Below are 25,215 nucleotides of genomic sequence, written 5' to 3'. Positions count from 1 at the left end.
GGCCACGGCAGCGCCTCGGACCACGGTCCGATGCGCAACGGGCGGGTCGCAGCCGAAGCTCGGGCGGTGCTGATCCGTTTGTTCACTGCCCTGCTGTTCACCGTTCCCGCGGTTCCGGCCGTTCCCGCCCACGCTGCCGTGGTGAACGCCGCCGCGATCGACGCCGTAGTCCGGGCGTACCTCGACGTCTCCCGGATACCGGGGGTGGCAGTGGCCGTCGTCCAGGGCCGCGACGTCGTGCACACGGCCGGATACGGGCACACCGCGGACGGGGAAACCGTCACCGACCGCACTGTCCTGCCCATCGCCTCGCTCAGCAAATCCGTGACCGCGCTCGCCGTGATGCAACTCGTGGAGGCCGGCCGGGTCCGGCTGGACGCACCCGTACGCGATCATCTGCCGGAATTCACCATGGCCGACGACCGTGCTGCCGCGATCACCGTGCGTCAGCTGCTCGACCAGACCTCCGGCATGTCCGACGCGACGTATCGCTCCTTCAGCGGACCCGCGCCGCACACCCTGCGGGAGGCGGTCGCGTCGATGCGTGGCTCCCGACTGGCCACGGACCCGGGGTCCCGCTTCGAGTACCACAACCCGAACTATCAGGTCGCCGCCCGCCTCGTGGAGGTGGTGAGCGGGCAGAGCTTCGACGTATACCTCCGGCAGCGCATCTTCACGCCACTCGACATGACCGGCAGCCGCACCATCAGCACCGCCGACGAACTTCCGTCCGGCAGCCATGGCCACCGGATGATCGCCGGGGTTGCCTTCTCCGTTCCCGAACCGCCGGCCTTCGGCAACGGATCAGGCGGGGTGCTGAGCACTGCACGGGACATGGCCGCCTGGTTGACCACGCAGAACAGTCAGGGCCGTGGCCCCGACGGCACGCCGATCGTCTCGCCGGCCGCCATCACCGCCATGCACCGCCCGCCGGCGCACAGCTCGTACGGCCTGGGCTGGAACATCGGCACAACCGAGTCCGGCGCACCCCTCATCGACCACACCGGCGGACTGGTCACCATCACCGCGTACCAAGCTCTTCTGCCGGCACAGGGTTACGGCATCGCCGTCATGGCGAACGCCGGCAGCCAGTACGGCGACGCGCCGGCCCTCGGCGCCCGGCTGATCGCCCTGATCGAGGACCGGCCGGCGTCCGCGCCGGCAGGACCTGCACCACTCATCTGGTTCGACGTCGCCCTCCTCCTGCTCGCCCTCGGTGTGCTGGTCCTGTCCCTTCGCGGAGTCCGACACGCGCGTCGCTGGGCCCGTCACCACAGACTCGGCCACGCCTCCACAGTCGCCCGACTGCTGCCGTACCTGCTTCCACTGATGCTTCTCCTGAGGCTGCACCAGGTGGTGAGCACGCTCTATCGCGGCCGCGACATCTCCTGGGTCCAGGCCGCCTACCTGTATCCGGCCTGCACGCTCCTGCTCCTCGTCACAACATCGGGCTGCGCCGCGGTCCTCGGCACACGCCTGTTCCGATCGGCTCAGGCAATGACGGCCGCACGCAGCCGGACTGCTCAATAGTGGCCGCGGTACGGTCCCGGCAGCGATGCCGCGGACAGCGCTGTTGGTCCCCGAAGCCGGCGCTCCCTGCGAAGGTGGACCGGTGGATCCCGCGTTCCTCCTCGTGCACAGCCTGCTGCTCGGCCCGCTGACCTGGGCGCCCGTGGCTGCCCGGCTGGCCGCCTCCGGCGCGGCGACCGCAGTCCCGTCCCTGACCGACGTGACCGAACCCGACGACCCCCCGTTCTGGCCGCGAGTCACGGATGCGGTCAACGGCGCCGTGGATCGGCTGCCCGCGGACCGGCCCATCGTGGTGGTCGCGCACAGCGACGCCGGGCTGCTCGTCCCGGTCATCGTGCAGGCAGCTCGACGCCCGGTCGCCGGGTGCCTGTTCGTCGACGCCCGGCTGCCGGCCCGCGCCGGCTCCTCGCCCGCCGCGACACCCGAGCGCCTGGCCCAACTGCGGCACCGAGCTACTACGAGCAGCGGATCCCCGTGCCCGCCGGGTGGGACGACCTGCCGTGCGGCTATCTGCTCTTCGGGCCGCCCTATGACCTCATGGCCGGGGACGCGCGGGAACGCGGCTGGGCGGTGGACCACCTGCCCGGCGGCCACCTGCACCAGCTCGTCGATCCGGGCGCGGTGGCGGCACGCCTCGTCGCCGTGACCCGCACATGGGTCTGAGCCGGCTCCTCACCGCGCCGGCCGGTCACTGCCTCTCTGCCCATCGCATCCCAGGAGCCACAGCTGTGGGCGCGCCCGGAGAAATTCGTAGCCGGTTCTTGGGAATGGCCGGGCCCGCACCCTTGCGGTGCTGTGCTGGGCGGGTCCGACCACCTCCTCGAAGGGATTGTCATGAAAAGCGGAATCAGGAGCCTGACCCTGGCGGGAACGGGCCTCGCGACCGGTGTGGCGATGGCGCTGGGCCCGGCTTCGGCGGTGCTCGCCCAGGACGACACCGGGCCGGCCGGCACGCAGGGCACCACGGCCTGCGCTCCGGCCCCGGCCGCCGGCCTGGTCGCGTCCTGCCCGGACCAGGCGTCGGGCAGCCTCACCGGCACCCTGATCATCATCTTCCACGGCCACCTGCTCTGGCCGTGGACGCCGGGCGGCCCGCTCGGTGGCCTGCTCGGCAGTGGCCAGCAACCACCTGCCACCGGCGGCCCCACGCCAGCGCCCACCGGCCCGGCCACCGAACCCACGACCGCTCCGACGCCTGCCCCGACGACGGGTCCGACGGACAGTCCCACAACGGGTCCGACGGATGGGCCGACGGCGGGTCCGACGGTTGAGCCGACGGCGGGTCCGACGGTTGAGCCGACGGCGGGTCCGACGGATGGGCCGACGGCGGGTCCGACGGTTGAGCCGACGACGGGTCCGACGGTTGAGCCGACGACGGGTCCGACCGATGAGCCCGCCACGGGTCGGACCGGTGAGCCGACGGCGGGTCCGACGGACGGTCCCACGACGGGTCCGACGGCTGAGCCGACAACGGGTCCGACGGCGGGTCCGACGGATGGGCCGACGGCGGGTCCGACCGATGAGCCCGCCACGGGTCCGACCGGTGAGCCGACGGCGGCTCCGACCGCCGAGCCGGCCGAGACCGATGCCGGCACCCCGGCGACGGCGGCACCCGGCCCCACGGCGACCACGCCGGCCGATCCCACCGCATCGGCCGGGGAACCGGCCACCACCGGCGGCCTCGTCGTCGGCGTCCAGATCCCGCCCGCGTCCTGAGCGACCGACGGGACCGCCTCGTCATGCCACCGCGACGCTGCGAGCCGCCCACCGGGTCAGCTCGCAGCGTCCGGCGGAGGACATCCGGCTGCCCGACGTGATGACAAGCCGGGTGAGCGCTCAGCCTTTCACCGCGCCGGCTGTCATGCCGGCCACGATCTGGCGGTTGAAGGCCAGGAACATGATCAGCAGGATGTCCATGAACAGCAGGTTGTACTGCGTGTTGAACTGGCTGTTGACGTTGTCCAGCGTCAGCTGCACGGTCGCGTTCTGCTCACCCGGCAGGAAGTACAGCGGGTTCACGAAGTCGTTGTAGACGAAGACCGACTGGACCAGCAGGACCGTCACGGTCACCGGGCGCAGCAGCGGGAAGATGACCCGGAACAGCCGGACCGGGCCCGCGCCGTCGATCACCGCCGCCTCGTCCAGTTCCCGGGGGATCGTCGCGATGGCTACTCCACCGAGCTGCTGCAACGCGAGCTCGCCAGGACCAGGGCCGACCCGCTGCTGGGCCACCTGCTCTGGACCGGGCCGTACTCCGACCAGCGGCGCGGCATCCTGATCGCCCGGCTCGGCCCGGAGCTGCTCGCCGAATGCGTGCAGCACCTGGACGCGCTCGACCAGCTCCGCTCCCGGCCGGTGAGCCGGCACCGCGGCGACATCATCGGGCGCCTCTCGCTCTTCCTCAGCTGCCTCGCCCGGGCGGTCGTCGACGGGGTCGATGCCGGGACCGGGCACACCCACCCCCCGGTCGTCGACGCCATGCGGATGATGGAGGCCCGCCCACCCCACCAGTGGACGCTCACCGAGCTCGCGGAGGCGCTGCACCTGGCGCCCGGCTACCTGGTCCGGCTGTTCAAGTCGGCGACCGGCCTGCCGCCGATGGCGTACCTGTCGCGGCACCGCGTGGAGCTGGCGGCGGCCCGGCTGCTGCACACCGACGCGGTCAGCCGGATCGGCGAGTCGGTCGGCTGGCCGGACCAGACCTGCTTCGCCCGGCGGTTCCGCGCCCACTACGGCCTGAGCGCGTCGGTGCACCGGTCGCGCTTCACCCACAATTCGGTGGGCCTGCGCTCCTGGTCCCCGTGAGCGGTTTCTAGACGTTGAGCAGGTTCTCGATGCGGCGCAGGTGGTGGCGGGCCATCGCGAGGTTGGCCCGCGAGCGGTCCAGCGACAGGTAGAGGAACAGCCCGTGCCCGGAGCGCGCGGTCAGCGGCCGGATCAGGTGGTACTGGCTCTCCAGCGTGATCAGGATGTCCTCGATCTGCTCCTGGATGCCCAACAGCTCCATCGCGCGCAGCTTGGACCGGACGACGTCGGTGTTGCCGGCCGCGGCCACGTTGAGGTCGAAGTCGCGGGTGCCGCCCGCGATGCCCAGCGCCATGCCACTGGTGTGGTCGACCAGCGCTACGCCGATGGCGCCGTCGATGGTCATGGCGTCCTTGAGGGCAATGTCCATCTCGGCCATGTCTTCGTCCTCCAGGGGTCGGGTGGGCGGAGTGCGAAGCTACCCACGCGTTCCATCGTGATCGGCAAAGACTGATCTCGATCGGACAGGGTGTGCGGCGCCGGCAACTGTCGGCTACCCGACACCCGCCGAGGCAGCACATCGACCACGGTGAGCGTCTGCTCGGCGAGGAGGTGGCTGATGAGCGCCGAAGCGGACGACGCCGACGAGTTCGCGCGTACCCGGCTGGACTCGCTGCGCCGATTCGCGTACCTCGTCTGCGGCAGCGCGGCCGAGGCCGACGACCTGGCCCAGGTCGCCGTCGTGGAGGTGTGGCGGCGCTGGGCCTCGGTGCGTACCGACCCCGAGGCGTACGCCCGGCGCGTCATCGTGACCCGCAACGTCAGCCGGTGGCGGCGCTGGCGGCGCGAGGTGCCGTCGACCATCGCCGACCGTGACGGCGAGGACCCGGCCCACCGGCGGGTCACCGACCCGGCGCTGTGGGACGCGTTGCACGCGCTGGGCAAGCCGGAGCGGACCGTGGTCGTGCTGCACGTGCTGTTCCGGTACACGTTCGACGAGATCGCCGCGATGTCCGGCGAGCCGCGCGGCACGGTGTCCAGCCGCTACACCCGGGCGCTGCGCGCGCTGCGGCAGCATCTGCGCGCCCGGGCGGACGCGGAGCCCGGCCACGACTGGATGCTGAGGATGACGCCATGAACACCGACGACGACATGCTCGCCCGGCGGCTCGCCGTCACGCTGGCCCAGGCCGCGACCGCGCTGCCCGGCGCCCCGGCCGACGCGGTCGGCACGGTCCGGCGACGCTTCGCCCGCCGCCGGCGTCGCGTACGGATGGTCACCGGCGCGGCCGCCGCACTCGTCGCGCTGGCCACAGTGGTGGCGGTGGCGGGCCCGCGCCTCGGCCTGCGCACGACCCCGGCCACGCCGCACACCGGCATCATCCACCTGTGGACGCTCGGCACCGCCGACCGCAATTCCGGCCTGCGCGACCGCATCGGCGCCTTCAACGACCGCTCGGACGTACGCGTGGAGCTGTCCACCTTCGGCAACGACGCCTACAAGCGGGTGATGGCCGGGCCGTGGCCGGACCCGGCGCCGGACGTGTACGAGAACTGGGGCGGCGCGAGCCTCACCGAGCAGGTCCGGGCCGGCCACGCCACCGACCTCACCGACGCCGTGGCCGAGCGGCCCGAGCTGTCCGACGTGCTGCTGCCCTGCGTGCTCGAAGGGGCCAAGGTCGACAACCTGCTGTACGGCCTGCCGATGACCGGGGTCCAGCCGGTCATGCTCTTCTACAACAAGAAAGTGTTCGCCGACGCCGGCCTCGACCCACCGCGGACCTACACCGAGCTGCTCACCGCGGTGGACACCTTTCGCGGCAGGGACATCACGCCGATCGCGCTGGGCGGCAGCGAGCGCTGGCCCGCCCTGATGTACCTCGCCTACCTCACCGACCGGATCGGCGGCTCGGGCGTGTTCGCCGACATCGCCGCCGGACGACCGGGCGCCTGGCGGGACCCTGCCCTCAAGCAGGCGGCCACGCTGGTGCGGGACCTGGTGAACCGTGGCGCGTTCGGCCCGGCGGCCGACGTGACGGGCTACGAGTCCGGGGCCGCGTCCCAGGCGCTCGCCACCGGCCAGGCAGCCATGCAGGTCATGGGCAGCTGGGAGTACGGCAACCAGCTGCGCGCCGACTCCGCGTTCGCGACCCGTGACCTGGGCTGGGTGCCGTTCCCCCGGGTGGCCGGGGGCATCGGTGATCCCGCCGCCCTCGTCGGCGTACCGGCCAACTACCTCACCGTCGACGCGCAGAGCCCGTACCGGACGGACGCGGTGGACTTCCTGCTGCGGACCGTGACGTCGGACGCGTACCTGGACGGCCTGCTCCAGGCCGGCGAGGTGCCGGCGGTCCGCGACCTGGAACCGCGGCTGGCCGCCCACCCGCACGCCGACTTCGCCCGCTTCACCCACCGGCTCGCCGCCGACGCGCCCACGTTCACCCTCGTCTGGGACCAGGCCCTGCCCTCGGGCGTCGCCGGCGAGCTCCTCGACCAGACCGAACGGCTCTTCCGGCTCGAGATCACCCCCGACCAGTTCGTGGCCGTCATGGCCGCGACCCGCTGACCACCACCACCACCGTTCACGGGAGGCACCTGTGCTGATTCCGCATGCCCGGATCGCCGCGACGACCGGCGTCCTGCTCGCCCTGACCCTTGCGTTCTCCCTGCCCGCCCCGGCGTACGGGTCACCGCCGGACGAGAACGCCGCCGCGCCGCCGACCGACTGCACGGCGCAGGTCGGCTACCCGCACAACGAGGCGATGCCGGGCTATGCCGTCCCGGACCGCGAGCTGGGACGCGTCTGCGTGCCGTTCAGCCAGCTCACGCCCGCGCCGGCCGGCTACTCCGGCGACTACCGGGTGCGCGAGTTCTCGTTCGCGGCCGCACAGCGCCGGCTCGAGGAGTGCCGCGCGGCGCCACCCTGCTCGGCGCTGTCCGACGTGGCCGGCTACGAGCCCGGGCAGTTCCGGTCCACCGGCCTCGAGGACCCCACCGGTGCCATCGACCCGTTCGCGGCCCGGGTCGACCTGGCCGACATCCGCCGGCCCGCGTACTTCAGCCGCGCGCCGTACTCCGAAGGCATCGCCGCCGCGGAGAAGAGCACCTCCACCGTCGAGTTCACCGTGCCCGCCGAGCCGTACGAGGTGATCAACCGCGGTATCACCGAGCCGGTCCGGCTGCGCGGCTGGTACCTGCGCGGCCCCGGCGTGAGCGCGCCCGGTGGTCGGCGGGTCCGCGCGCTGGCTGTCCTGCTCGGCGGCCGGACCATCGAGACGACGGCCGTGCAGGACCCCGCCGACCCGCTCTACACCAAGGACGCCACGGGGGCGTACCTGGGCGTGAGCTACCCGTCGCGGGGCACGGAGAAATGGGGTGCGCGGCAGTGGCGCGAGTACCTGCTCGCGCTGCACCGGGCCGGCTTCGACGTGCTGACCGTCGACAAGCGCGGGCACGGCGTCTCCGGCGGCCTCAGCGCGGACAACACCCTGCAACAGGGCCTGGACATGCTGCGCATGGTGGACGCCCTGCAGGACGGCACCGGCCTGCGGGCGCTCGGCCCGGACGGCACCACCCGTACGGGCGCCGACGCGGTCCGTCGGATTCTCGGCGGCGGTAACCTGGCCCGGACCATGCCGATCCTGCTGGGCGGGGCCAGCCAGGGCGCGTACGCGACCCAGTGGGCGATGAACGCGAACCTGCACCGCTGGTGCGCGCTCGACACGCCGGGCCGGCCCTGCTCCGAGCCGTGGGGACACCGCAACATCCGCGGCGCGCTCCTGCTCTCCGCCCAGTGGGGCTTCCCGTTCTTCGACCCGGGCGACCTCATCTACGCGGCCGCGCAGGCGGAGGTGAACCACTTCATCTACGCGCCCACCAGCGAGCCCCTGGCGGGCATGGGTGACTGGCCGGCGACATTCATCGCCCAGGGCGCCTGGGACGAGTACCAGGGCCCGCTGGCGTCGTTCAGCGCGTACAGGCGGGCCGGTGGCCGGGCGGAACTGGCGCTGGTCCGCGGTCCGCACTCGGAGAACGAGCACGGTCCGGCCAACGTGGCCCATGTCCGGGAGCGGCTGGTGCGCTTCGCGGTGGCGACGGTGACCGGGGCGCCGGCCTCCGGGTCCCGGTTCGCCACGCTCCGGGACGCGATCGCGGCGAGCCCGCCGACGTGGGAGCCGTCGACGGTGCCGACCGCGGTCCGGTAGGGGGATGAGGAGGGCCGGCATCCACTGCCCGCCCTCCCGCCGTCGGTCCACGGCGATAATGGCGACCGACCAGAACCTACGTCGCCGGAGGGTAGTGACAGGTGGATGCACCAGGACGGGTGGGCACCGGGTTACGGGTGAGTCTGCCGGACGACCGGCTCGCCGAGGCGCTCGGTGACGTGCCGCCCGGAGTGGACCTGCTGCGCTGGGACATGACCGGTCCCGCGCCGCAGGAGGACATCGATCTCGTGGTCGTGCCGTACATTCCGGGCAACGAGCACCTGCGCCGGCTGGCCGGGGTACGGACCCGGTTGGTGCAGGCGCAGTATCTCGGCTACGACGGCGTTGCCGAGGCGTTGCCGCCCGGGCATGTCTACGCCAACGCCCGCGGGGTGCACGAGACCTCCACCGCCGAGCTGGCCCTCGCGCTGCTGCTCGCCGCGCAGCGGGGCATCCCGGATTACGTCCGGGCCGCCGGGCCGATCGCGCCCGACTGGTATCCGAGCCTGGCCGACCGGCGGGTGCTGGTGCTCGGGCAGGGCGGGGTCGGGCAGGCGGTCGAGGCCCGGCTGGCGCCGTTCGAGGTTGATCTCGTACGGGTGGCGCGTACCGCCCGCGAGGGTGTGCACGGCATCGCGGAACTGCCGGAGCTGCTGCCCACCTGCGAGGTGGTCGTCGTCGGGGTGCCGCTGACCGAGGACACCGTGCATCTCGTGGACGCCGCGTTCCTCGCCGCGCTGCCCGACGGTGCGATCGTCGTGAACGTGGCGCGCGGCCGGGTGGCGGACACCGCCGCGATTCTGCGGGAGGCCCGGTCCGGGCGGCTCCGGTTCGCCCTCGACGTCACCGATCCGGAGCCGCTGCCGGCCGGTCATGAGCTGTTCCGGCTGCCCAACGTGCTGATCAGCCCGCACGCCGGGGGTATGTCCAGCGCCATGCTGCCGCGGGTGGCCCGGCTGGTGCGGCGGCAGCTGGATCTCCTGCTGTCCGGGGCCGAGCCGGTCAACGTGGTGCTGCGGTCCTGAGGCCGGCCGCCGCCACCCGTACGGATGCGGGCAGCGGCGGCCGGGGTCGTCAGCGCCAGGTGTCGGTCCAGGTCGCCGTGCACGGTGACGCGGCGGCGGTGGTCCGCGTACGGTTCGGGTCGCTCTCCCAGACCACGGCCGACCCTTCCTTCTTGATGTACTTGTACTCCACCGCCGTGTTGCCCGGCAGCGACACCGTGGCCCGCCAGACCGGGTACGTCGCCGAGGACAGCGCGACCGCGTTCGCCGGGTTCCAGTTGCCCAGCGCGGCCGTGTTGCCGGTGACGAAGACGTTCTGGCCGAAGGTGGTGCTGACGGTCGCCGCGAAGGTCGTCGCCGCCGTCGTGCAGCCCGGCGGCGGCGTGCCGGTTCCACTGGTACGGGCGTTGGTGTGCAGAGCGAGCGCGGCGTTGGCGCCGACGGTCGCGGTGACCTGGCCGCTGCTGTTCACCGTGTACGCCGGCCCGGTGCACGAGCCGCCGGACAGGTCCCCGGCCATCACGTCGCAGTAGGTCCCGGCCGGCAGCGAGGTCTGGAAGGTACGGGTCAGCGCCGAGCCGGAACGGTTGAACGCCACGTAACCGGTGTTGCCGCGGCCGAACGCGATCTGGTTCGAGCCGTTGCTCCACCAGTTGGTGACGCCGGCGCCGGCGGCCGTGTTGCGCAGCGCGACCATGTTGGCCGTCGTGCGCCAGCGGTGTTCGCACTCCCAGCCGTTGCCGCAGCTCACCTGGTTGGTGATGCCGTTGCTCGCGGTGGGCGGCCCGGCGTCGGGCCCGGAGAAGGTGAAGCTGGACATGACCTGCGGGACACCGTACGGCCAGGCGATCATGAAGGCCTCGGCGAGCGCGTACGCGGAACCGTTCTTGTAGGTCAGCTTGGCCCGGCCGTTGCGCTGGGTGTCGTGGTTGTCCACGAAGGCCACCGCGTCACCGGAGCCGAGCCGCATCGAGCTCGCCAGGTTGTTGAGGTTGGCCAGGTTGCCGTTCTGGAACGAGCCGCCCACCACGTCGCCGTAGCGGAACTCGGTCACGTCGCCGAAGCCGGCGTACTCCTCCGGCGTGGGCTCACCGGAGCCGCCCTCGATCACCTCGGAGAAGACGTACGGGTCGCCGGTGACCGGCGCGATGAACGCCGACATGTCGCCGGCCGGCATGTGCTTGGCCGCGTCCACCCGGAAGCCGTCGACGCCCAGGCCGACCAGGTCGTTGAGGTACGCGGTGAGCTTGCCGCGCACGTACGAGGACTCGGTCTTCAGGTCGGACAGGTCGACCAGCTCGCAGTTCTGCACCTCCCACTTGTCGCCGTAGTTGGCGATGTCGTCGTTGCCGTTGCGCCCGCAGTGGTGGAAGTCGTCGTTGCCGTAGGGCACAGCCGGGTACGCGTAGTGGCTGTAGCCGTTGCCGCCGCTGCCGGTGCCGGTGGACGCGCCGCCGGCCATGTGGTTGACGACCGCGTCGACGTAGATCTTGACGCCCGCGGCGTGGCAGGTCTGGACCATGCTCGCGAAGGCGTTGCGGTCGCCGCGGCGGGTGGTGAGCTGATAGCTGACCGGCTGATAGTCCTGCCACCACGGATAGCCGCTGCCGGGCAGCACCACGTGTTCCTGGGGCGGGGAGACCTGCACGCCGCCGAAGCCCTTGGGGCCCAGCGTGGTCGTGCACTCGTTCGCGACCGAGGCCCACGGCCACTCGAAGAGGTGCACGATGACGTCCTTGGCGCCGGGCGAGGCGGTGGAGGCCTCGGCGTTCTCGGCGTTGCGGACGACGCCGACGGCCAGCAGGGCCGTGGCCAGGACGGCGGTCGTCGCGGCGGCGAGGACCTGACGGGTACGCATGGAGACCTCCAGGGGACGCGAGAGCGGTACGGCGGGGGACGGCACCGTGAAACTTCTTGCGCAAGTGCCGGAAAGTTATCAGGGTGTTTCCCGCCGGTAAAGCGACCGCTCTCGATACATGCGCCCGGATCGCCCGATTAGTTCTGTTCCTCTTGCAGTAAAGACGGTGGATCAAGGCTCACGCCACAGCGAAAGGGCAGGTCGACGGCGTTCTCGCAGGTCGTTGCACTCGCAAGAACTTTCAAAGATCAACTTAACAAGCGTTACGCGCGGATGTCAGGCGGCGGTGATGTCCACGCTCTCGGCGGCCCGGCCGGCCTTGTGGATCGCGGTCGAGCCGCGCACCACCAGCTCGGGGGAGAAGACGTACTCCGAGCGGGGTGCGCCGTGGCCGTTGATCTCGTCGACGAGCTGGCGGATCGCCGCGTTGCCCATCGCCGCCACCGGCTGGCGCAGCGTGGTCAGCGGCGGGTCGGTGAAGGCGATCAGCGGCGAGTCGTCGAAACCGACCACCGAGACGTCCCGGGGCACACTCAGGCCGCGCCGGCGGGCCGCCCGGATGGCGCCCAGAGCCATCAGGTCCGAACCGCACACGATGCCGGTCGCACCCCGGCTGAGCAGCTGACCCGCCGCCACCTCGCCGCCCTCGACGCCGAACAGGGTCAGCGCCACCAGCTCCTCCAGCTCGCGGTCGCCGGCGCCCAGCTCACGGCGCATGGCGGCGCGGTAGCCGGCCAGCTTGCGCTGCACGTTGAGGAAGCGGTCCGGGCCGGAGACGAAACCGATCCGGGTGTGCCCGAGCGCGACCAGGTGGGAGACCGCCAGCTCGCCGGCCAGCCGGTCGTCGCAGGAGATGAACGGGGCGTCCAGGCCCTCGGCGTACCCGTTGATCAGCACGATCGGCAGCGGCCGCTGCACCAGGCGGCGGTAGCGCTCGTGGTCGGCGGTGGTGTCGGCGTGCAGGCCGGAGACGAAGACGATGCCGGACACCTGGCGGTCGAGCAGCATCTCCACGTACTCGTCCTCGGTGACGCCGCCCGGCGTCTGGGTGCACAGCACCGGGGTGAAGCCGCTCTGCGACAGTGCCGACTCGATGGTCTGCGCGAAGGCCGGGAAGATCGGGTTCTCCAGCTCCGGGACGATCAGGCCGACCAGCCCGGCGCTGCGCTTGCGCAACCGCTCGGGCCGCTCGTAGCCCAGCACATCGAGGGCGGTCAGCACCGCCTGGCGGGTTTCGGTGGAGACGCCGGGCCGGTCGTTGAGGACCCGCGACACCGTCGCCTCGCTGACCTCGGCCTGGCGCGCGATGTCGGACAAACGTGCGCGCATGGGCGTCACTATAGAGCCGTCCGCGATGCGGGACGGTCGACTGACCGCGTCTGGAACTTCTTGCGGAAGCATTGCAAGGTCTTCCATTGGCGGTAATCCCTTGCTAACGTCCCCGCAACAGCCGAGCTGGCCTATGGGGGCCTTGCTTCCGGTTCCCCCCTTTATGTCCGTGCCACCTCTTCGGGCGCCGTGCTGTGCCCGATAGGAGAAGATCATGCGCATCCGTACCGCGGGTGTCATCACCGCTCTCGCCCTGGCGCTCGCCGCCGCGGGCTGTAGCAGCGGCGGCGATCCCGAAACCCCTTCCTCCGCAGCACCCGCCGGAGCCGGCGGCAAGCTGGTCATCTGGGGCGACGACAAGCGCGCCGCCGCGCTGAAGCCCTTCGCCGACAAGTTCGGCCAGGAGAACGGCGTCACCGTCGAGGTGCAGGCCATCTCCAAGGACCAGCAGACCACCTTCGTCACCGCGTCGCAGCAGGGCAGCGGGCCCGACGTGATGGTCGGCGCGCACGACTGGATCGGCAACCTCGTGCAGAACGGCGCGATCGACCCGGTGCAGCTGACCGCCGAGCAGCAGCAGGGCCTGGCCCCGAACGCGGTCAAGGCGGTCACCTTCAACGGTCAGGTCTACGGCGTGCCGTACGCGACCGAGAACCTGGCCCTGATCCGCAACACCAAGCTCGCGCCCGAGGCCCCGGCCACGATGGAGGACCTCGTCGCGCAGGCGAAGAAGCTGCGGACCGGCAAGAAGGCCAGCGAGCTGCTCTGCCTCCAGGTGGGACAGAACGGCGACGCCTACCACGCGTACCCGCTGTTCAGCTCGGCCGGCGGCTACCTGTTCGGCACCGCGGCCAACGGCGACTACGACAAGAACGACCTCGGTATCGCCAAGCCCGAGTCGATCGCCGCGTTCCAGAAGATCCGGGCGCTGGGCGAGAAGGGTGACGGCGCCCTGAAGCGGTCGATCACCGTGGAGAACTCCATCGCCACCTTCACCGCAGGCAAGTGCGCGTACCTGGTCTCCGGGCCGTGGGCGGTCACCGACGTGAAGAAGGCCAAGATCGCCTACGACATCTCGGCCGTTCCCGGCTTCGCCGGCGCCGAGCCGGCCCAGCCGTTCCTGGGTGTGCAGTCGTTCTACGTCGCGGCCAAGGGCAAGAACAAGGCGCTGGCGCAGGAGTTCGTCACCAACTACGTGACCACGCCGGAGCTGGCCGTGGCGCTCTACCAGGCCGAGCCCCGCCCGCCGGTGCTCACCGCCGCCTACGACCAGGTCAAGGGGGCCGACCCGGACCTGGCCAAGTTCGTCGAGGCCGGCAAGAACGCGGTGCCCCTGCCGGCGATCCCGGAGATGGCGTCGGTCTGGGACCCGTTCAGCAAGGCGGAGTCCGCGGTGGTCGGCGGCGCCGACCCCAAGACGGCCCTCACCGCGGCAGCCAAGACGATCTCGGGCCAGATCAAGTCATGACCGACTGCACCGAACCTCGCCCGGCGGGAGTGGCCGACGGCCGTGACGGTGAGGGCCAGAAGGGCATGACGAAGGTGGCCCGGCGATGACTGCTCTCCTGGAGCGGGAGACCGCCCCGGCCGAGGCCCCGCGCCCCGGCCGGGGTGGCCTCGCCGGCCCCCTCGTCAAGATCGCCCTGCTCGGGCTGGTCGCCGGGCTCGCCGTCTGGGCGGCGTTCCCGCTGATCGCCGAGCGGGCCTGGATCGGCCTGGCCGTGCTGCTGGCGGCCACGGCCGGACTGTTCTACCTGTACACCGGCCGCCGGCGGGTGCCCGCCAAGTACCTCGTGCCCGGCACCCTGTTCCTCATCGTCTTCCAGCTGTTCCCGGTGGCGTACACAGCGGCGACCGCGTTCACCAACTTCAGCGACGGGCACCGCGGGGACAAGCGGGAGGCCGTCGTGGCCATCCAGACCGCGTCGGTCACCCGGGTGCCCGGCTCGACCGAGTACGCGCTGACGGTCGCCACCACCGGCGACCCGGCGACCGGGCCGCTGACGTTCCTGGTGACCGACCCGGCCACCAAGGCCGTCTCGGCCGGCACCGGCGACGGGCTCAAGGCGCTCCCGGCCGGTGACGTCACCGTCAGCACTACCGGCCGGGTCACCGCGGCCGCGGGTTACACGCTGCTCAACGGCGGTCAGGCCAGTGCGCGCAGCCAGGAGATCACCGATCTGGCCGTGCCGACCGCGGGCGGGGCGATCCGCTCGCAGGGACTGTCGCGGGCGTACGAGGGCAAGGCCGGGCGGGCGTACGACGCCGGCTGCGACTGTGTCCGGGACATGACCACCGGCCGGACCTGGACCGCCGACGAGAAGGTGGGCGCGTTCGTGGCCGCCGACGGCGAGCGGCTGGCCCAGGGCTGGCGGGTCGGCGTCGGGCTGAGCAACTTCACCCGGCTCGTCACCGATTCGGCGATCGCCGGCCCGTTCGCCCGTACCCTGATCTGGAACCTGATCTTCGCCCTGGCCTCCACCGGCGGGACTTTCGTGCTCGGCCTGGGCTGTGCGCTGGCCCTGCACTCGCCACGGGTCCGCGGCCGGGGCCTCTACCGCACACTGCTGGTGCTGCCGTACGCGATGCCGTCGTTCGCGATGCTGCTGGTCTGGCGGGACATGTTCAACACCGACTTCGGGCTGATCAACAACCTGTTCGGGCTGGACGTGGACTGGTTCGGTGGCGCCGCCTCCGCCCGGATCGCGGTGATCCTGGTGCAGCTGTGGCTCGGCTACCCGTACATGTTCCTGGTCGCGACCGGCGCGTTGCAGGCCATCCCGCCCGAGCTGTCCGAGGCGTCCCGCATCGACGGGGCCTCGCCGTGGCAGTCGCTCAAGCGGGTCACCCTGCCGCTGCTGCTGGTGGCGCTGACGCCCCTGCTGATCTCGTCGTTCGCGTTCAACTTCAACAACTTCAACGCCATCTACCTGACCACCGACGGCGCGCCGTTCCCGGCCGACAACCCGGCCAACGGCGCCACCGACCTGCTGATCACCTACACCTACCGGCTGGCGTTCGGCGGCTCCGGCGCCCAGTACGGCTTCGCCGCCGCGGTGTCCATCTTCATCTTCGTGATCGTCGCGGTGATCTCCACGGTCAGCTTCCGCCGCACCCGCCGCCAGGAAGAGGTCTACTCATGAGCTGGTTCTCCCGGGTCGGCTGGCGGCACGGGGTCGCGGTGCTGGCCCTGATCTTCTCGCTCTTCCCGATCGTGTTCGTGGTGTCGGCGGCGCTCAACCCGCTGGGCACACTGTCGTCGACCGCGGCCGTGCCGACCGGGGCGTCGCTGGGCAACTTCGGCAACCTGCTCGCCGACACGGACTTCGCCCGCTGGTTCGGCAACTCCGTGCTGATCGCCGGCGTGTCGGCGCTGGCGTCGGTGTTCCTGTCGGCGCTGGCCGCGTACGCCTTCAGCCGCATGCGTTTCCGCGGCCGCCGGATCGGCCTGCTGGCCCTGCTGCTGATCCAGATGTTCCCGCAGTTCCTGGCCATCGTGGCGATCTTCCTGATGTTCTCCACCATCACCGACCTGTGGCCGGCCATCGGCTTCAACCAGGCCTGGGGCCTGATCCTGCTCTACCTGGGCGGGGCGCTGGGGGTGAACACCTGGCTGATGAAGGGCTTCTTCGACACGGTGCCGAGGGAACTGGACGAGTCGGCCACCATGGACGGCGCGTCGCACGCCCAGACGTTCTTCCGGATCCTGCTGCCGCTGGTCGCCCCGATCCTGGCGGTGACCGGCCTGCTGGCCTTCATCGGCACGATCAACGAATTCCTGATCGCCAACGTCTTCCTGACCGACACGGGCGCCAAGACCCTGTCGGTCGGCATGTACGGCCTGGTGGCGGGGGAGCGCAACAACAACTTCGGCATGTTCTGCGCGGGCACCCTGCTCACGGCGGTCCCGACGGTGCTGGTCTTCCAGTTCCTGCAGCGCTACATCGTCAACGGCCTCACCGCCGGGGCGGTCAAGGGCTGACCGGGCGGGTCACCTCGTCCCGGGCGGCGTCGAGGCCCGCTGCGGCCAGTGCTCCGGCGACCCCGTCGTCGAAGCGTTCGTAGCGGGCCACCCGGCCGTCCTCGACCCGGAACAGCGAGCCGATCCGGAAGCTGTCCTGCGGCTCACCGGTCGCCGGGTCGTGCCAGGTGGCGTCCTGCTCGACCACGACGAGGCCGTCGCCGCCGCAGAACCAGCGCACCGGCTGCGACGAGAAGCCCGAACGGCCCAGCCACTCGCTCAGCATCGCGCGGGGAGCACTGCCGCGCCCGCGGGGTCCCACGATGTCGACCTGCTCCTGGCTCAGGGACTCCACGCGGGCGCCGTCGCGAGCGTTGACGGCGGTCAGCCACTGCTCGACGACGCCGAGCGCGCCACGGGTCCGGGTCGCATTCGTCATGCCGACAGGATAGAACGCGCGCCGGTCAGCGCACACCGCTCATCAGCCGGCTGATCGGACGGGCGGCCAGGGCCAGGGCGGCCCCGATCACGATCGCGACCAGGCCCAGGATGCCGAAGTACGCGGTCTCGTGGTCCTCGCTGTAGTACTTCGCGAGAGTGCCCGAGGCCGCCGTGCCCAGAGCCACCGACAGGAAGAACAGCGCGACCATCTGGGTGTGGAACACGGGCCGGCGCCAGCTTGGTGGACAGCGACAGTCCGACCGGGGAGAGCAGCAGCTCGGCGACGGTGAAGACCAGCAGGATGCCGGCCAGCGCGAGCAGCGGGGTGCTGTTCGGGCCGCCGCCGGCCAGCGGCAGGAAGAGCAGGAACGCCACGCCCATGATCGCGGTGCCGGCGGCGAACTTGATCGGGGTCCCCGGCTGGCGCGGGCCGAGCCGGGTCCACAGTGCGGCGAAGACGCCGGACAGCACGATGATGAAGACCGGGTTGATCGACTGCACCCAGGACACCGGCATCTCCCAGCCGAACAGGTCACGGTCGAGGCGCTGGTCGGAGTAGATCGTCACGACAGTGAACTGCTGCTGGTACAGCGACCAGAACACCGCGCTGGCGACGAACAGCGGGATGAACGCGTACACCCGGCGCCGCTCGACGTCGGTGATCCGCCTGCTGCGCAGGATGACCACGAAGTAGGTGACCGCCGCGGCGATGCTCAGCACGATGACCACGTTCGACAGGGCCCCGGCCTGCAGCACGCCGGTCAGGGCCAGCACCAGGATCAGCACCGCGGCGGCGGCGACGAGCAACGCCACCGGCAGGCGGCGCCGCGGCGGCAGCGGATGGGGTACGACGCGGGCGGCGCCGGTGAGCCGCTTGCGGCCCATCGTGTACTGGATCAGCCCGATCGCCATGCCCACCGCGGCCAGCGCGAAGCCGGCGTGGAAGCCCCAGTTCTTCTGCAGCAGGCCGGTCAGCAGCGGGCCGACCAGAGCGCCGAGGTTGATGCCCAGGTAGAACAGGGAGAAGCCGGCGTCGCGGCGTTCGTCGTGCTCGTCGTACAGGCCGCCCACCAGCGACGTGGCGGTGGCCTTGACCCCGCCGCTGCCGATCGCGATGAGGATCAGCCCGACCGTGACACCGGTCAGCCCGGGCAGCACCGCGAGACTGATGTGCCCGGCCATCACCAGGACCGCGCTGAGGAACAGCACCCGTTCCGGCCCGAGCAGGCGGTCGGCCACCCACGCGCCGAGGATCGTGGCCAGGTAGACGGAGCCGCCGTACGCGCCGACGATGCTCGTGGCGGTCTGCTCGGACAGGCCGAGCCCGCCGTCGGCCGCGGAGTAGTACAGGTAGATCAGCAGGATGCCCTGCATGCCGTAGAACGAGAACCGTTCCCACAGCTCGACCCCGAACAGGTTGGCCAGCACCGGTGGCTGACCGAAGAACGTACGCTCGCGCGGTGCCGTCTCCTGCGTCATGAGTCTGTCGCATACCGCATCCGGCGCCGCCGTAAACGACGTGCCGGGCCCGGATCTTGCCCCGGGGCGCGCCGATGACCAGGCTGGGTGCCGTGACTACGTCGGGTGGGATGCGGGGACGCACGCAGTGGACGCGGGGGCTCGGTGCGCCGCTGCGGGCGTTCCTGCGTACCGAATCGGGCAGTGCCGGGGTGCTGGTCGCGGCCATCGCCGCCGCGCTGATCTGGGCCAACGTCGACACCGCGTCGTACGACGCGGTGTGGCGCACCGACTTCTCGGTGCGGTTGGGGGCCATGGGGATCACCGAGGACCTGCGGACCTGGATCAACAGCGGGCTGATGACGCTGTTCTTCCTGGTGGTGGGCCTGGAGGCACGACGCGAGTTCGACCTCGGCGACCTGCGCGACCGGCGGCGGTTCCTGCTGCCGTGCGTCGCCGGGCTGGTCGGGATGCTGATCCCGGTGCTGATCTACCTGGCCGTCACCCACGGCGGCCCGGGCGCGCACGGTTGGGGCATCGCGATGTCCACCGACACGGCGCTGGCGCTGGGCCTGCTCGCCCTGGTCGGCCGGGGTGTGCCCGACTCCACCCGGGTCTTCCTGCTCACCGTCTTCGTGGTCGACGACCTGGTCGCGCTGCTGGTCATCGCGGTGGTCTACAGCGAGGACATCGCCATGATGCCGCTGCTGATCGCCGGCGCGGCCTTCGGGGTGTGGCTGCTGCTGCGCACGTTCGGCGTCCGCAGCGCCTTCAGCTATGCGGTCGTGGGGCTGGTGCTCTGGGCGGCGATGCTGGCCAGCGGCGTCGACCCGGTGGTGGCCGGCCTGGCGATGGGCCTCACGGCGGTGGCCTACACCCCGGTACGCGAGAACCTCGAAGCCGCCAGCGGGCTCTTCAAACTGTTCCGCGAGCAGCCGACGCCGGAGCTGGCCCGTACGGCCGCACGCGGGCTCACCCAGACGCTCTCGCCCAACGACCGCCTCCAGCGCCTCTACCACCCGTGGTCGAGCTACGTCATCGTGCCGCTGTTCGGCCTGGCCAACGCGGGCATCGCGATCGACGGCGGCTTCCTGAGCCGGGCGTTCACCTCGCCGGTGACCTGGGGCGTCATCCTCGGCTACCTGATCGGCAAGCCCGTCGCGGTGGTCGGGGTGTCCGCGCTGCTCACGGTGGCGACCGGTGGCCGGGTACGCCCCACGGTCGGCTGGGCGGCGGTGCTGGGCAGCGGCACCATCGCCGGCATCGGCTTCACCGTGTCGCTGCTGATCGCGGCGCTGGCGTTCGAGGGGCCGGAGCTGGCCGAGGCGAAGATCGGCGTGCTGACCGCGGCGGCGGCCGCGTCCCTGATCACCTGGGTGGTCTTCCGCGCCACCCGGATGCTGGCACCGCAACGCCGGGCCCGGGCCATGCTCGGCGACACCGAGGTACTGACCGACCTGATCCCGGCCGTCGACCCCGAACGCGACCACGTGCGAGGACCGCAGGACGCGTCGGTCACGGTCGTCGAGTACGGCGACTTCCAGTGCCCGTACTGCGGGCAGGCCGAGCCGGTGGTCCGGGACCTGATCACCGACACGGACCTGCGCTACGTCTGGCGGCACCTGCCGCTCAATGACGTCCACCCGCAGGCGCGACTGGCCGCCGAAGCCGCGGAGGCGGCCGCCGGTCAGGGCAAGTTCTGGGAGTTCCACGACCTGCTGCTGGCCCACCAGGACCACCTCAAGATCATGGACCTGCTCCGGTACGCCGACCAGCTCGGCCTGGACACCAACCGCTTCCACGACGAGCTGATGGACCACCGGCACATGCAACGGGTCACCGACGACGTGGACTCGGCCGACCTGAGCGGGGTGTCCGGCACGCCGACGTTCTTCATCAACGGGAGCCGGCACTACGGGGCTTACGACATCGTGACGCTCAAGCAGGCGGTGAAGACCGCTCGAACCCGGGCGGGTCTCGCCCGGATTCCTCAGCCCGCCCAGGAGGAGGGGACCGCCTGACGGCGGTTCGGCGTCCGCTGGCCCACGCAGCGGCCGCAGTCGAGCTTCTGCGAGGGAGGGCCTCCCTCTCAACCCAGTAACCTAGGATGCTCTACGCCGTGAGTGGAGCAACACGTCGCGCACACCTCGGGCTTGCTGGACGAAGGGGCATGCTTGCCGGCGGTCGGCGATCGGCGACCAGCGCTTTAGGGGGCCGCGACGAGGTCCGTGACCAAGGCGACCGCCACATCGGCCTGCTGGGCAGCGTCCGGCCGGCCAGCCACCGCATAAAGCCCCTCGATGACCAGCCATACCCGATCGGCCAGCACCGGCGACCCGCCCACGCCCCGGACAAGCTCATCAACCCGAGCCCGCGAAGACGCCAGATACTCCCGGGCGACCCGCCCGGGCCCGTCGTCCTCCGACGGAAACTCGGTCAGGTAGTTGCGCATGGCGCATCCCCGGAACCCCGGTTCCCGTACCCGGTCGGCGATCTCGGCCACCAGAGCGACCACAGCTTCCCGCCCCTCGCCAGCTGCCGCGAGGGCCCGCTCGGTCGACCGTTCCCGCTCGGCGCGAACCACGGACAGATACGCCGCCACCAGCTCGTTCTTGCCCGGGAAATGCGAGTACAGCAGGTTCTTGCCGCAACCCGCCGCCGCGACGATCTGGGCCATGCCCACCGCCCGCACGCCCTGGCTGTAGAAGAGCGGGGCCACCGTCGAGACGATGCGGGCGCGAGTTCCGGATGCTGCCGTGCGGGCCATGTGGCCAATGTAACGGACCGATCGGTCCGCTCAGCCCTTAGGATCGGACCGATCGGTCCGTCACTCGAGGGGGGAGGCACGACATGCGCGACGCGGTCATCGTCGAAGCGGTACGCACACCCGTGGCCAAGGGCAAGCCCGGCGGCGCCTACGCGGAGATCCACCCGGTCGACCTGCACGCCCACGTCCTGCGCGCCGTCACCGCCCGGCTCGACGGCCTCGACCCGGCCGAGATCGACGACGTCATCGGCGGCACCGTCGGTCAGGTGGGCGAGCAGAGCACCAACAACACCCGGCTGGCCGTCCTCGCCGCCGGCTTCCCCGAGTCCGTGCCCGGCACCACCGTCGACCGGCAGTGCGGCAGCAGCCAGCAGGCGTTGAGCTTCGCCGCCCAGGGGGTCGTGGCCGGCGCCTACGACATCGTGGTGGCCTCCGGGGTCGAGTCGATGAGTCGCGTACCCATCGGCAGCTCCGCCCTGGTCGACGGCGCCCGGGCGTTCGTCGGCGGGCCCGCGGTCGCGGAGCGTTATCCCGGCGGGTTGATCCCGCAGGGGATCAGCGCCGAGCTGATCGCCCGGCGCTGGGGTCTGTCGCGCACGCAGCTCGACGAGTTCGCGGCGACCAGCCATCAGCGGGCGGCCGAGGCGTGGAAGCAGGGCTGGTTCGCCGGCCAGGTCGCGCCGCTGGCCGCGCTGGAGACCGACGAGACGATCCGGCCCGGCACCACGGTCGAGACGCTGGCCGGGCTGCGGCCCGCGTTCGCCGACGACCGCTGGGCTCAGCGCTTCGGCGACCTGGAGTGGAAGGTCACCGCCGGCAACTCCAGCCCGGTCAACGACGGCGCCGCCGCTCTGGTGGTCACCACCAGTGAGATCGCCCGGCAGCGGGGCTGGCGGCCGCGGGCGCGGGTGCACACCGCGACGGCCGTGGGCGACGATCCGATCATGATGCTGGCCGGCATCATCCCGGCGACCGCCAAGGTGCTGGCCCGGTCCGGTCTCACCCTGGCCGACATCGACGCGTTCGAGGTCAACGAGGCGTTCTCGTCGGTGGTGCTGGCCTGGCTGGCCGAGACGGGCGCCGACGCGGCGAAGGTCAACGTCGACGGGGGCGCGATCGCCATCGGTCACCCGCTGGGCGCCAGCGGCGCCCGGCTGGCGACCACCCTGCTGGGCGTGCTGGAACGCACCGGGGGACGCTACGGGCTGCAGACCATGTGCGAGGCCGGCGGTACGGCCAACGCCACCGTCATCGAGCGCCTGGGCTAACGCGGTCGCACCGGGTGGAAGCCGAACGGCAGCTCCAGCCGGTGCGCCCGGAGCAGCTCCTCGTCGGCCAGCAGGTCGGCGGTGGGGGCGTCGGCCACGATCCGGCCGTCGTCGAGGATCACCGAGCGGGGGCACAGCTGCAGCGCGTACGGCAGGTCGTGCGTCACCATCAGCACCGTCACCGGCAGCCGTTCGATGATCTCGGCCAGTTCCCGGCGGCTCGCCGGGTCCAGGTTGGACGAGGGCTCGTCCAGCACCAGCAGCTCGGGCCGCATCGCCAGCACGGTCGCCACCGCGACCCGGCGGCGCTGGCCGAACGACAGGTGCAGCGGTACCTGGTCGCGATGCGCGGCCATGTCCACGGCCTGCAGCGCCTCGTCGACCCGGGCCTGCAGCTCGGCGCCGCGCAGCCCCAGGTTGGCCGGCCCGAAGGCGACGTCCTCGGCCACGGTCGGCATGAAGAGCTGGTCGTCGGGGTCCTGGAAGACGATGCCGACCCGGCGGCGGATCTCGGCGAGCCGGGCCCGGTCGCGCGCGTCCACCCGCAGCCCGCCGACGTCGACCGTGCCGGCGCCGCCGTGCAGGATCCCGTTGAGGTGCAGGACCAGCGTCGTCTTGCCGGCGCCGTTGGGCCCGAGCAGCGCGACCCGGTCCCCGGCGCCGACGCTGAGGTCGACGCCGCGCAGCGCGACGCTGCCGTCCGGGTAGGCGTAGGTGAGGCCGGCGATCTCGAGGCTCACGCCAGCACCGCCGTGAGCGCGATGGCCGCGGCTGCGGCGGGCAGCACGGCCGAGGTCGCCCAGTCGGCGGTCGTCGCGCCGCCGGCTTCGGGCCGGGGGAGCCGTCCGTCGTAGCCGCGGGAGACCATCGCCAGATACACCCGCTCGCCGCGCTCGTACGCCCGCAGGAACAGGGCCCCCACGCCGACCGCGAACGCCTTGACCTGCCACAGGAACCGCGGGTCGTAGCCGCGCGAGAGCCGGGCGATGCGCATCCGGCGCGCGTCGTCGGCCAGGATGTCCAGGTAGCGCAGCATGAACGTGGCGATCTGGGTGAAGACCCGCGGGCAGTGCAGCCGGTCCAGGCCCAGGATCAGGTCACGCATGGTGGTGGTGGCCGCCAGCAGCAGCGAGGCGACCACGCCCAGGGTGCCCTTGGCGACGATGTTCCACGCGCCGTAGAGCCCGTCCACGGACAGCGACATGCCGAGCCAGGTGATCCGCTCGCCGTGCCCCGCGAACGGCAGGGCGACGGCGAGCACGACGAACGGCAGCTCGATGGTGGCGCGTTTGGCCAGCCACGGCAGCGGCGCCCGGGCCAGCACCGCCACCACCGCGAGCAGCAGGGCGTAACCGCCGAACGCGGCGAACTCGGTGCGCGGGGTGGCCACCACGACGATGGTGAACAGCAGCGTCGCGAGGATCTTCACCTCGGGGGCCAGGGCGTGCACCGGGCTCGGGCGGTCCAGGTGCAGCGGGTGGGCGTGGCCCGCGCCCATCAGACCTTCTCGGGGCTGCGCCGGCGGACGAGCCAGAAGACGCCGCCGCCGATCGCGAACGTCACCAGCACTCCCAGCACCCCGGCCAGCCCGGTCGACAGGTACGGGTTGTCGATGCCGCGGATGCCGTAGTCGGCCAGTGGGCTGTCGGCGAGCTGGTGGTCCTGCTCCCGCTGAAGCATGCAGGTGCCGCCGGTGATCTCCCCGTGGGAGTCGAAGGTGCAGCCCTCGCGGGCCGTCGCGTCCAGGCCGTCCGGGCTGCTGGAGGCGAAGTTGCTGACCACACCGGCCAGCAGCAGCGCGACCAGCAGGCCGCCGGCCAGGAACCAGCCGAGTCGCCGGGTCATGCCTTACCTCCCGAGACAGTGGCGGGCGCCTCCGCGGGGTTGGCCGCCACCGGCACCGGTGGGGTGCGGAAGCGGCGCAGTGCGTAGACCAGGTCCGGCCGGACCTTGGCCACGGTCGCCACGGTGGTCGCGGCGATCAGGCCCTCGCCGATGCCGATGAGCACGTGGGTGCCGGCCATCGTGCCGGAGACCCAGGGCAGGGAGAGCTGCGTGGTGCCGCCGAGCCAGTACTCGAACACGAAGCCCTGCGAGGCGGCCACCACGCCGACGATCGAGGCGATCATCGCGGTCGCCCCGAGCCCGGACGGCGTCTTGGGCAGCACCCGCAGCAGGCCGGCGACCAGCAGGTAACCGGCGGCGGTGCCGATGATCGCCATGTTGGTGATGTTGAGCCCGAGGGCGGTCAGGCCGCCGTCGGCGAACAGCAGGCACTGGATGATCAGGACGGTGGACACGCAGAGCGCGCCGACCCACGGTCCGACCAGGACGACGGCCAGGGTGCCGCCCAGCAGGTGACCCGAGACACCGGGCAGCACCTGGAAGTTGAGCATCTGCACGGCGAAGATGAAGGCGGCGACGAGGCCGGCCATCGGGGCCAGCCGGTCGTCGAGGTCGGCCCGGGCCCGCCACACACAGAACGCCAGGGCGAGGGCGGCGAAAGCGGCGAAGATCGCCGACACCGGGCCGTTCACGATCCCGTTGGCGATGTGCATCGTCTGGACGTCCATGGATCCCCCTCCGGCCGCGGGCACGCCTCGATCAGCATATGGGTCACCGTGGCAGTTGCAAACTATTGGCAACAGCG

At 71.7% G+C, this 25,215-nt stretch carries 23 protein-coding genes; 12 read left to right on the top strand and 11 right to left on the bottom strand.

Annotation, left to right across the window (positions count from 1 at the left end; all coding sequences use genetic code 11):
- Positions 1 to 66 precede the first annotated feature (66 nt).
- Together ACZ6S4_RS05865 and ACZ6S4_RS05860 are read left to right on the top strand one after the other, a co-directional pair.
- Positions 67 to 1,530: a serine hydrolase domain-containing protein gene (locus ACZ6S4_RS05865; RefSeq protein WP_465473795.1), complete on the top strand. Its 1,464-nt coding sequence runs from the start codon at positions 67 to 69 to the stop codon at positions 1,528 to 1,530.
- Positions 1,531 to 1,612: 82 nt separating this feature from the next.
- Positions 1,613 to 2,176 carry an alpha/beta fold hydrolase gene (locus ACZ6S4_RS05860; protein WP_465473794.1) on the top strand — a complete coding sequence of 188 codons (564 nt, stop codon included), beginning with the start codon at positions 1,613 to 1,615 and terminating at the stop codon, positions 2,174 to 2,176.
- Positions 2,177 to 3,366: 1,190 nt separating this feature from the next.
- Here the strand turns inward: ACZ6S4_RS05860 and ACZ6S4_RS05855 are convergent.
- Positions 3,367 to 3,852, bottom strand: coding sequence for a carbohydrate ABC transporter permease (locus tag ACZ6S4_RS05855; protein WP_465473793.1), 486 nt, complete (start codon positions 3,850 to 3,852; stop codon positions 3,367 to 3,369).
- Here ACZ6S4_RS05855 and ACZ6S4_RS05850 point away from each other — a divergent pair.
- A complete protein-coding gene (locus ACZ6S4_RS05850; protein ID WP_465473792.1) occupies positions 3,844 to 4,335 on the top strand; it encodes a helix-turn-helix domain-containing protein in 492 nt (163 codons plus the stop codon). The two genes, ACZ6S4_RS05855 and ACZ6S4_RS05850, sit on opposite strands and share 9 nt — an antisense overlap.
- A gap of 7 nt (positions 4,336 to 4,342) precedes the next feature.
- Here the strand turns inward: ACZ6S4_RS05850 and ACZ6S4_RS05845 are convergent, their stop codons facing one another.
- Positions 4,343 to 4,714 carry a hypothetical protein gene (locus tag ACZ6S4_RS05845; RefSeq protein ID WP_465473791.1) on the bottom strand — a complete coding sequence of 124 codons (372 nt, stop codon included), beginning with the start codon at positions 4,712 to 4,714 and terminating at the stop codon, positions 4,343 to 4,345.
- A gap of 180 nt (positions 4,715 to 4,894) precedes the next feature.
- Here ACZ6S4_RS05845 and ACZ6S4_RS05840 point away from each other — a divergent pair, with 180 nt between their 5' ends.
- From ACZ6S4_RS05840 to ACZ6S4_RS05825, 4 genes are all read left to right on the top strand, one after another.
- Positions 4,895 to 5,413: an RNA polymerase sigma factor gene (locus ACZ6S4_RS05840; RefSeq protein WP_465473790.1), complete on the top strand. Its 519-nt coding sequence runs from the start codon at positions 4,895 to 4,897 to the stop codon at positions 5,411 to 5,413.
- Positions 5,410 to 6,840, top strand: coding sequence for an extracellular solute-binding protein (locus ACZ6S4_RS05835; RefSeq protein ID WP_465473789.1), 1,431 nt, complete (start codon positions 5,410 to 5,412; stop codon positions 6,838 to 6,840). Before ACZ6S4_RS05840 ends, ACZ6S4_RS05835 begins: the two co-directional genes overlap by 4 nt.
- A 31-nt stretch (positions 6,841 to 6,871) precedes the next feature.
- Entirely contained in the window at positions 6,872 to 8,479 is a 1,608-nt protein-coding gene (locus ACZ6S4_RS05830) for an alpha/beta fold hydrolase (RefSeq protein ID WP_465473788.1), read from the top strand.
- 137 nt (positions 8,480 to 8,616) lie between these two features.
- Positions 8,617 to 9,504, top strand: a complete 888-nt coding sequence (locus ACZ6S4_RS05825; RefSeq protein ID WP_465473787.1) for a 2-hydroxyacid dehydrogenase — start codon at positions 8,617 to 8,619, stop codon at positions 9,502 to 9,504.
- A 49-nt stretch (positions 9,505 to 9,553) separates the two neighbouring features.
- On the opposite strand, the gene ACZ6S4_RS05820 is transcribed toward ACZ6S4_RS05825, so the two are convergent.
- Both ACZ6S4_RS05820 and ACZ6S4_RS05815 read right to left on the bottom strand, forming a co-directional pair.
- Positions 9,554 to 11,341 (bottom strand): carbohydrate-binding module family 20 domain-containing protein, encoded by a 1,788-nt coding sequence (locus ACZ6S4_RS05820; protein ID WP_465473786.1) that lies wholly within the window; start codon positions 11,339 to 11,341, stop codon positions 9,554 to 9,556.
- Positions 11,342 to 11,617: 276 nt separating this feature from the next.
- On the bottom strand, positions 11,618 to 12,670 hold the full coding sequence (locus ACZ6S4_RS05815) for a LacI family DNA-binding transcriptional regulator (protein ID WP_360828894.1): 1,053 nt from the start codon (positions 12,668 to 12,670) through the stop codon (positions 11,618 to 11,620).
- 214 nt (positions 12,671 to 12,884) lie between these two features.
- On the opposite strand from ACZ6S4_RS05815, the gene ACZ6S4_RS05810 reads away from it, so the two are divergent.
- From ACZ6S4_RS05810 to ACZ6S4_RS05800, 3 genes are all read left to right on the top strand, one after another.
- Positions 12,885 to 14,138: a sugar ABC transporter substrate-binding protein gene (locus ACZ6S4_RS05810; RefSeq protein WP_465473785.1), complete on the top strand. Its 1,254-nt coding sequence runs from the start codon at positions 12,885 to 12,887 to the stop codon at positions 14,136 to 14,138.
- Between the two features lie 85 nt (positions 14,139 to 14,223).
- Positions 14,224 to 15,813: an ABC transporter permease subunit gene (locus tag ACZ6S4_RS05805; RefSeq protein WP_465473784.1), complete on the top strand. Its 1,590-nt coding sequence runs from the start codon at positions 14,224 to 14,226 to the stop codon at positions 15,811 to 15,813.
- Positions 15,810 to 16,652, top strand: coding sequence for a sugar ABC transporter permease (locus ACZ6S4_RS05800; RefSeq protein ID WP_465473783.1), 843 nt, complete (start codon positions 15,810 to 15,812; stop codon positions 16,650 to 16,652). Before ACZ6S4_RS05805 ends, ACZ6S4_RS05800 begins: the two co-directional genes overlap by 4 nt.
- Here the strand turns inward: ACZ6S4_RS05800 and ACZ6S4_RS05795 are convergent.
- Both ACZ6S4_RS05795 and ACZ6S4_RS05790 read right to left on the bottom strand, forming a co-directional pair.
- Complete coding sequence (locus tag ACZ6S4_RS05795; protein WP_465473782.1) at positions 16,642 to 17,070, bottom strand: nuclear transport factor 2 family protein; 429 nt, start codon at positions 17,068 to 17,070, stop codon at positions 16,642 to 16,644. The genes ACZ6S4_RS05800 and ACZ6S4_RS05795 overlap by 11 nt on opposite strands.
- The gene (locus ACZ6S4_RS05790) at positions 17,067 to 18,551 is read right to left on the bottom strand and encodes a peptide MFS transporter (RefSeq protein WP_465473781.1); all 1,485 of its coding nucleotides are present in this window, start codon (positions 18,549 to 18,551) and stop codon (positions 17,067 to 17,069) included. Before ACZ6S4_RS05790 ends, ACZ6S4_RS05795 begins: the two co-directional genes overlap by 4 nt.
- 110 nt (positions 18,552 to 18,661) lie before the next feature.
- On the opposite strand from ACZ6S4_RS05790, the gene nhaA reads away from it, so the two are divergent.
- Complete coding sequence (gene nhaA, locus ACZ6S4_RS05785; protein ID WP_465474141.1) at positions 18,662 to 20,551, top strand: Na+/H+ antiporter NhaA; 1,890 nt, start codon at positions 18,662 to 18,664, stop codon at positions 20,549 to 20,551.
- A 185-nt stretch (positions 20,552 to 20,736) separates the two neighbouring features.
- Here nhaA and ACZ6S4_RS05780 read toward each other — a convergent pair whose 3' ends face one another.
- Positions 20,737 to 21,297: a TetR/AcrR family transcriptional regulator gene (locus tag ACZ6S4_RS05780; RefSeq protein ID WP_465473780.1), complete on the bottom strand. Its 561-nt coding sequence runs from the start codon at positions 21,295 to 21,297 to the stop codon at positions 20,737 to 20,739.
- 83 nt (positions 21,298 to 21,380) lie between these two features.
- On the opposite strand from ACZ6S4_RS05780, the gene ACZ6S4_RS05775 reads away from it, so the two are divergent.
- A complete protein-coding gene (locus tag ACZ6S4_RS05775; protein ID WP_465473779.1) occupies positions 21,381 to 22,565 on the top strand; it encodes a thiolase family protein in 1,185 nt (394 codons plus the stop codon).
- Here the strand turns inward: ACZ6S4_RS05775 and ACZ6S4_RS05770 are convergent.
- Genes ACZ6S4_RS05770 through ACZ6S4_RS05755 form a run of 4 tightly spaced genes read right to left on the bottom strand, consistent with a single transcriptional unit; the run spans position 22,562 to position 25,138 of the window.
- On the bottom strand, positions 22,562 to 23,305 hold the full coding sequence (locus tag ACZ6S4_RS05770) for an energy-coupling factor ABC transporter ATP-binding protein (RefSeq protein WP_465473778.1): 744 nt from the start codon (positions 23,303 to 23,305) through the stop codon (positions 22,562 to 22,564). The two genes, ACZ6S4_RS05775 and ACZ6S4_RS05770, sit on opposite strands and share 4 nt — an antisense overlap.
- Entirely contained in the window at positions 23,302 to 24,063 is a 762-nt protein-coding gene (cbiQ, locus tag ACZ6S4_RS05765; protein WP_465473777.1) for a cobalt ECF transporter T component CbiQ, read from the bottom strand. The genes ACZ6S4_RS05770 and cbiQ overlap by 4 nt, the downstream gene beginning before the upstream one ends.
- On the bottom strand, positions 24,063 to 24,410 hold the full coding sequence (locus ACZ6S4_RS05760) for a PDGLE domain-containing protein (RefSeq protein WP_465473776.1): 348 nt from the start codon (positions 24,408 to 24,410) through the stop codon (positions 24,063 to 24,065). Before ACZ6S4_RS05760 ends, cbiQ begins: the two co-directional genes overlap by 1 nt.
- Positions 24,407 to 25,138, bottom strand: coding sequence for an energy-coupling factor ABC transporter permease (locus tag ACZ6S4_RS05755; RefSeq protein ID WP_465473775.1), 732 nt, complete (start codon positions 25,136 to 25,138; stop codon positions 24,407 to 24,409). The genes ACZ6S4_RS05760 and ACZ6S4_RS05755 overlap by 4 nt, the downstream gene beginning before the upstream one ends.
- Between the last annotated feature and the right edge of the window lie 77 nt (positions 25,139 to 25,215).

This window comes from Actinoplanes sp. NPDC051405 (assembly GCF_055586185.1).
This window is presented reverse-complemented; position numbering and strand designations above follow the sequence as displayed.